Genomic DNA, 6887 nt, shown 5'->3' with positions numbered 1-6887 from the left:
GAGGAAACAGAGCAGTTATCCGAGCCCCTTTGGACAGAGCGCAAATTTATCAGTGGTGATAAAGGCGCCAAACAAGCGCGCTTGAAACTCACGCTTACCGGTGGACCAGCAGCGCGGCCAATGGTGTGTGATTTTGGCGCCGGCATATTATGAGGGGAAAATGAGAGATGACAAAAACCAAAAAACTCGACATGGAATTGCCTAAAGAAGGACGCTTTATCAGTTCTGAATTCCCAATCTTGCGCGAAAACTTGACCAAAATTGATCAAGCCATTGCAGATGTTGAGGACAAGGTAGAGGGAAAAGCGCCTTCAAAACACACGCACACAATAAGTGATGTTGCAGATCTTGAAGCAGCCTTGAAGGGCAAGATGGCAGCGGATAAAACTTTCACTTTAAAAGATTTAGGTGATATCGAGGGTGCACAAGATGCTGCCAACAATTATGTTCTCTATAAATCAAGCAATAATAACTTCACCTTTGGGAGTGCTATCTCTCTGTTAGGCGCGCATCAACATAAAACCGAAGATATTGTGGGGCTTGATGATTTTAGAACCAAAATCAACGAAGATCTGACAAGCTATGGACGCCTCACAAGTCCAAATGAATGGAAAAATTACAATAAATTTACCAGCAAAGTGACTATGAGTGGTGCCTTAGAGCTTTTGGGCAATTCGTCGTTTAGCCTCATCCACAATGGTGAAATGGTTACCAGTTTAAGCACAAGCGGAAGCTCGCTTAAAGGACCGCTTAAAGTGGACGGTGATGTTGTTTATACCAAGGCGCAAGTGGATGCCCTCAAGCAGGAAATATGGGCAGAAATAAAGAGTCTTAAAAAAGTTTTTACTGATAAACCCATTAATTGGCCAGAACTTGCTGATGCTGAATTGCTGTATACGCAGGATGGTAAAATTCAGTGGCCAGACTGGGTAACCGATAAAACCAAAGTAGAAATCCAAGCGTGGGGCGGCGGCGGTAGTGGGGGTGGATCTGATACACCAAGTTTAGGAGGAGGTGGTGGTGGTGGTGGTTGTTCAGTATGGTATGGCTATAAAGCGAGTTTAGCTGGGAATGAAGCTATCATCGTTGGTAAAGGAGGAGATTCTGTTGCCTCGCGTGGTGCGACAGGGAATTCTGGTGGAACAACAATCATTGGCAAGGATTTTATCACAGCAACAGGAGGTCATGGTGGTGGAGGGGCTTATTCATCATCTTTTCCAGGAAATGGTGGAGCTGGAGGAGTGGGGGGAAATTTTGGCTTGGCGACGAATGATCGCCCCGGTCTTTTCAAGGGCGAGAATGGCCATCCTGGAACAGATGGTAACCGTGGTGGTGTAAGTGGAAGTGGTGGTGATGCTGGGGGTGATACATCTCGAGGTGGTCCTGGAGGAACAGGAAAAGGTTTTCGTGCTTCAGGAAAAGGAGGGGGTGGTTTTGGTGGAGGTGGTGCTGGCTCTCATGGAGATTCCTCTCCAAGCGGTGCTGGAGCTGATGGCGCTGTCCTCATAAGATTGTGGAAAGATTAAATACATAATCAAAGAGAGCACAATTCAAATGGTGCTTATTGTATAAGCGAGCTTATATGTTTTTAAGTCCTTTTATTGCTCTTTCAAAGCCCTTTGAAAGGGCTTTTTTTGACTGACAGTGTCAGTCTTATCGAGCATGGTGATGGTTGTTATTCTCTCTTCATTGATTTGGAGAGCAAGATGGCAATAGAATTTAATCATGGGATTCGCATTGTAGAGGCTGGTGAGGATTCCCGTCCTTTAGCAACATTTGATCAGACCGCCATTGGGGCGGTTGTTACAGCCCCTGATGCTGACAACCAAGTTTTTCCCCTCGACGAGCCCGTGTTGGTCTTCACCCATGAGACAGAGAAAATCCAAAAGCTTGGGGCAAGAGGCACGGCTCTTGATGTGATTAAAGCCGTGTGCGCGCAGGGGATTGAGGCACAAATTATCCTTGTGCGTGTGGAAGAAAAGTCAACCATTGCTGAGACACAAACCGAAATGGTGGGATCCAATACTCACTTGACCGGTGTGCATGCCTTAGCGCATGCGCGGGGGCATTTGGGGGTGGAACCTGGAATTCTCTTAGCACCGGCTTATAGTGCAGGGCGGATTGATAATGGTAAAAACCCCGTGGCAGATGCTTTAGAACAAGTGGCAGAAAAGTTGCAAGCCATTGCCGTGTTTGATACGGGTGGTAAAAACACGCAAGAAAGTCTTGCCTATCGTGCAGATTTTTCCTCACGCTTTTGTTATTTGATTGATCCCTTTGTACGGGTGGCAAATCGTGAGGGGGGTGTTAGTGTTAAACCGGCAAGTCCTTTTGCTGCCGCCATGTTTATCAAACGTGACAAGCAAAGGGGCGGTGTTTTTTGGTCTCCTTCCAACCAAGATGTGCATGGCATTTTAGGGACAGCACGCCCCATTAGCTATTTTGATGGCGAAATTGATCATGAGGCAAATCGCCTTAACCAAGCCGATATTGCGACCTTTATTCCAGCACGGCTTAGCCAAAATGCGCAGGGAGAAGTAGCTTCCAATGGGCGCATTTTATGGGGAAATCATACCACCTCCAGTGATCCACTTTGGCGCTTTGTCAATGTGGTGCGCACCCGTGCAGCTTTGGAAAAAACGATCATCAACAATTTCCGCCCTTGGGCGAATGATGAAAACCTTACTGGCCAACATGTTATTGCCATTACCCGCAGCCTTACACAGTTTCTTGATGATATGATTGCGCGTGGTGCGCTTTTGGGTGGCCGTGTTTGGTTTGACCGCGATTTAAATTCCAACAGCACTTTACAATTGGGAAAATTGCGGGTGGAATTTGATGCAGAAGAAGTGCCACCTTTAGAAGATTTGAGTTTCGGCAGCCGGCGCAATAGCGCTTATTTTGATCGGCTGGCGCAAGATATCCAAAAGAAAATGACTTATCAATTTGGCGATACGCTTGAAACTTATCGCAAAGCAGCAAGGAGTTAAAGCGTGACTTTACGCATTGTACGCGGTTTTACCTTGATTATTGATGATGATGTGAATCTACATCTTGATCTTGAAACCCTCAAATTACCTACGTTGGAAGAAATCACCGAAACCTATCAACCAGGGGGCTCTGATATGCAGATTGATGTGAGCGGTCTTGGTGTGAAAGCTTTGAGCATGCAAATGAAAATCCGCAGCCATACCCCTGAGGTCATCGGTATTTTTGGTGGTCCCCCTGGTCTTCGTCATAAATTCACTGGCAAAAAACATGTGATCTCTGAAGAAGATGGGCGTGAGCATGAACATTCCATTGATGTGACAGGGCGGTTGGTCAAAGTCGATAGCGAAGGCTTAACAGCTGGAAAAGCGACAGGCTATGATTGCGAGATCAAAAATGTTTGGGACTATACGGAATTTTGGGATGGTTCTGTTTTGCACCGCTTTTCCTTTAAACGGGGCGGCTGGCTTGTCCGCAATGGGCAAGAGATCGGTTCTCGCCGCCGCTCTATTCTCAACTTATAGGAATTGATCATGACAAGTTTACAAACCAGCATTGACGTGGAATTGCAGGTTCCGCTTCCTTATCAAGATAAAAGTGGCAAAGAATCTCTCTGCAAGAAACTGACCTTTTATCGCCCCACTTTTAAGCATGCCAAGCAATTAGCGGTGCTCATTGGACCACAATTGACAGAGCTGCTGCTTCCTGAGTTTGGAGAGCAAAAAACAACTTTGAGCAATGATGTGCTTATCACGAAGCTTTCTCAAGTTTTGTTCACAAGTGAGGCAACAGAAGGCATCACAGCACTTTTGGCTGATATGTCACGTGAATCTATTGAATTGATTGATCGAGTTGATGTGATGGATATTGTCGCAATATTGAAGGCTTTTTTTGCTTTTTTTACGCAACGCCAATCCTCTCTGCCAGACAATTTGGGGCAGAACTAGCCCTTTATTATCACTGGGCGCCTTCAGAGATTAACCAGATGGATTGGCTGGATGTGATTGCCTATCGAGAAGAACTCGCACGCCTGAAAGCTCAAGAATATGAAAGTCATCAGTTAGGATAAAGAATCGTCATGGATGTTTCCCTTGTTGTGCGTTTTGTCAATCATCTGCAAGAGGGGATAGCTTCTGCCAAGCGGGATCTTGCAGCCTTTAGTTCAGATGTTGCACATTTCCAAAACAAGACAAGGCAGCATTTTAAAGGGTGGTTTGACCCTGAGCATCTTGAGGATGCGACAAAGAATGCGGAAAATGCTTTTAACCATGCGCGGGGGCGTATGGTGGGTGCCATTGCGCAAACAGCAACCTTAATTGCACCCCTCTATAAAGCCATGCAATTTGATCAATCGATGAAGGGATTAGAAAAGGTTCTCGATGCCCCCCTTGATCGCTTAAAGGAATTGCGCCGTTTTGCGCTTGAAACCTCCACCAAGATTCCGTTAGCGGCGCGTGAAGTCTTAGAATTGATGACCAGTGCCAGCCAAGCAGGGATTGGCGAACAAGATCTAGAAGCTTTTAGCATTTATGCCGCTAAAGCAGCTGTAGCTTTTGATATGACGGGAGATCAGATTGGGGAGCGCTTTGCCAAATTGCGCAATGTCTTTAAGCTTAATCAAGCAGGCATTGAAGATCTAGGCGATGCTATCAATCATCTCTCTAATCACATGGCGGCAAAGGCCAGTGAAGTGTCTGATTTTACCAATCGTGCCACCGGTGCGGCAACCATGTTTAAGTTGACAGCGCGCGAAACTGCGGCATTTGGTACGGCGATGATTTCTGCTGGGATTGTTCCTGAGAGTGCCGCGCGTGGTTTTAATGCCATGAGTGCGCGTATTCAGGCAGGAGGCAAACATATTGAAGATGCTTTTGCCAATATCGGGCTTTCTCGCGAAAAATTCATGCAAGATCTGGACAAAGATGCCACCGGCACCTTGGTGCGCTTTTTTAATGTGTTGGGTAAATCCGAACAGGGGATGCGCTCGCTGATTGCCATTGCGGGGCGCGATTTTACCGGTGATTTTGCCAAATTGGTGGGTAACCCCGAATTGTTAGGGCAAGCTTTAGAGTATGTGAAAGATCCACAAGTCTTTAAAGGTTCGGTAGAACAAGAAGCAGACAAACAAGCAACCGGCGCCATGCGGCAATTTGAACTCTTACAAAACCGTATTGTGGCTCTGGGCATCACCATTGGTGAAGTGCTTCTGCCTCCTCTCAACAGTCTCATGGAAACTGTTGGTAATTTTACCAATGGGTTGATGGCGTGGGCGAATGCGCACCCAACTTTAACAAGCGCCATTATCAAAACCATTGCCGCCCTCATGGCTTTTAATATTGCTCTGCGCGTGTTGCGTTTTACTCTTGCTAGGACACGCCTTGGGCTTCTTCAATTGATGGGCTCTTTTATCAAGATGGGTGCTGTTAGTCGTGGTGTTGCTGCAAGCTGGCGGGGCTTAGCAGCCGCAGGGCGCTCGCTGGGTTTAATAGCAGCAAGCTTTGGTGGAAGTGCGCTGCGTCTTCTTCGCCCCATGACTTTACTGGTAGGGGCTTTACGGGGGATTGCTGTCTCAGGAAGTGCATTTGCTGCCTCTTTTGGTTGGATGGGGACAGTGATCGAAGTGGTTGGGGCAAGTCTTTCCTCTGTTGTGGGGGGTATTTTTACCCCGATCGGGGCGGTCATTGCTGCTGTTGTGGCTGTCATCCTTGCTGCTGGTTTTGCTTTGTGGAAATATTGGGATCGTTTTTCTTCTTTTGTCAAAGGTTTTGCACGGGGGGTATCTCGGGCTTGGGGGCGTGCCTTTGAAGCCGTCATGCGCTTTTTTGGTGCTGATACCACCACCATCACCAAATGGAAAAATATCATTGCTGCTGCTTTTGATTTCTCTCAAACTTGGCAAAAGTTTAAACAAGAGCTTAGCGCTGTTGTCGAGTGGTTTGGCAATTTGTGGGAGGGCGTTAAACAAAGCTTTTCCAACTTTTGGCAATGGTTGAAGAGTTTTTTTACACAGGAAAAGCTCTCGGATGCTGCCAAGGCTGGTATGGAACAAGCGGGCGAAGATCTGGCTAATTCGATTGTCGATGGCTTTATGTCGTCTATCTCACAATTGATGGATTATTGTAAATCTTTTCCTAGTCGCATTAAGGGTTGGATTGGTTCCATTCATGTAAGAGATTTTTTGCCAAGTTTTTTGGGGGGTAAAACAGCCATTCAGCCCATACCACAATTTGCGGGGGCTTCTCCTGTAAATTCATCTGCGAGAGAGCAAAGAGACAAAGACCGTTCCCCCATCACACACAATCAAAATGTCACAGTGCATGTTAATGGGGCGCGTGAACCCATGGCCACTGGTCGTGCGGTTGCCCATGCTTTGCAACGGGCACGCGCTAATGCGCTGCATGGCGGGACAGAATGAGGGGAGGGAGCCTATGAGAGATCCTTTGATGATGTTAGGACCGCATCAATTTTATGTGGATTGGCTGAATTCCCAATCTTTTGAAGAAGAGTTTTCTGCCTCATGGGTTTGTATGGAGCGTTTTGGCAAGGCACCCAGTTTGCAATTTACCGGCTATGGCAATGATGCAAAGACCATTCATGGAGTTTGGTTTCCAGAAGAATTTGGTGACCGTGTAGCCATTGATGCCATCACTACAACTATCCGAAGAGCAAAGCCGGTCCAGATGCTTCATTGGATCAATGATACCACCTATAGTGTCCTTCTCCATGGACCCGTAGTAATCACCACGATCAATAAAGACCATGACTATATCAGTCGTTCTGGTCAATCCCAACGCATCCGCTATTCCATTACGCTCTTTCCCTTTTTTAATGGCGGAAAACCACAAGGACAATACCAAGAGGGACAAATCCAAGTGGGACAAACTCTATGAAGATACCAG

General features: G+C 46.7%; 6 protein-coding genes. All 6 read left to right on the top strand.

Translation table 11 applies throughout. The features are described 5' to 3' along the window. Nucleotides 1–167: 167 nt before the first annotated feature. On the top strand, nt 168–1526 hold the full coding sequence (locus ACFILH_RS02205; RefSeq protein ID WP_375667294.1) for a Bgr_08870 family protein: 1359 nt from the start codon (nt 168–170) through the stop codon (nt 1524–1526). A 180-nt stretch (nt 1527–1706) separates the two neighbouring features. Beyond that, a complete protein-coding gene (locus ACFILH_RS02200; RefSeq protein ID WP_375631786.1) occupies nt 1707–2990 on the top strand; it encodes a phage tail sheath C-terminal domain-containing protein in 1284 nt (427 codons plus the stop codon). A gap of 3 nt (nt 2991–2993) precedes the next feature. Then, the gene (locus ACFILH_RS02195) at nt 2994–3512 is read left to right on the top strand and encodes a phage major tail tube protein (protein WP_375631781.1); all 519 of its coding nucleotides are present in this window, start codon (nt 2994–2996) and stop codon (nt 3510–3512) included. A 9-nt stretch (nt 3513–3521) separates the two neighbouring features. Beyond that, complete coding sequence (locus ACFILH_RS02190; protein WP_375654686.1) at nt 3522–3935, top strand: hypothetical protein; 414 nt, start codon at nt 3522–3524, stop codon at nt 3933–3935. A gap of 131 nt (nt 3936–4066) precedes the next feature. After that, nucleotides 4067–6403: a phage tail tape measure protein gene (locus ACFILH_RS02185; protein ID WP_375667293.1), complete on the top strand. Its 2337-nt coding sequence runs from the start codon at nt 4067–4069 to the stop codon at nt 6401–6403. A gap of 13 nt (nt 6404–6416) precedes the next feature. Then, entirely contained in the window at nt 6417–6878 is a 462-nt protein-coding gene (locus ACFILH_RS02180) for a phage tail protein (RefSeq protein ID WP_375667292.1), read from the top strand. Nucleotides 6879–6887: the final 9 nt, after the last annotated feature.

The organism is Bartonella sp. CL435QHHD, assembly GCF_042195095.1.
Lineage (GTDB): Bacteria > Pseudomonadota > Alphaproteobacteria > Rhizobiales > Rhizobiaceae > Bartonella.
The sequence above is the reverse complement of the archived record's forward strand: the minus strand, read 5'-3'. Positions and strand labels throughout refer to the sequence as shown.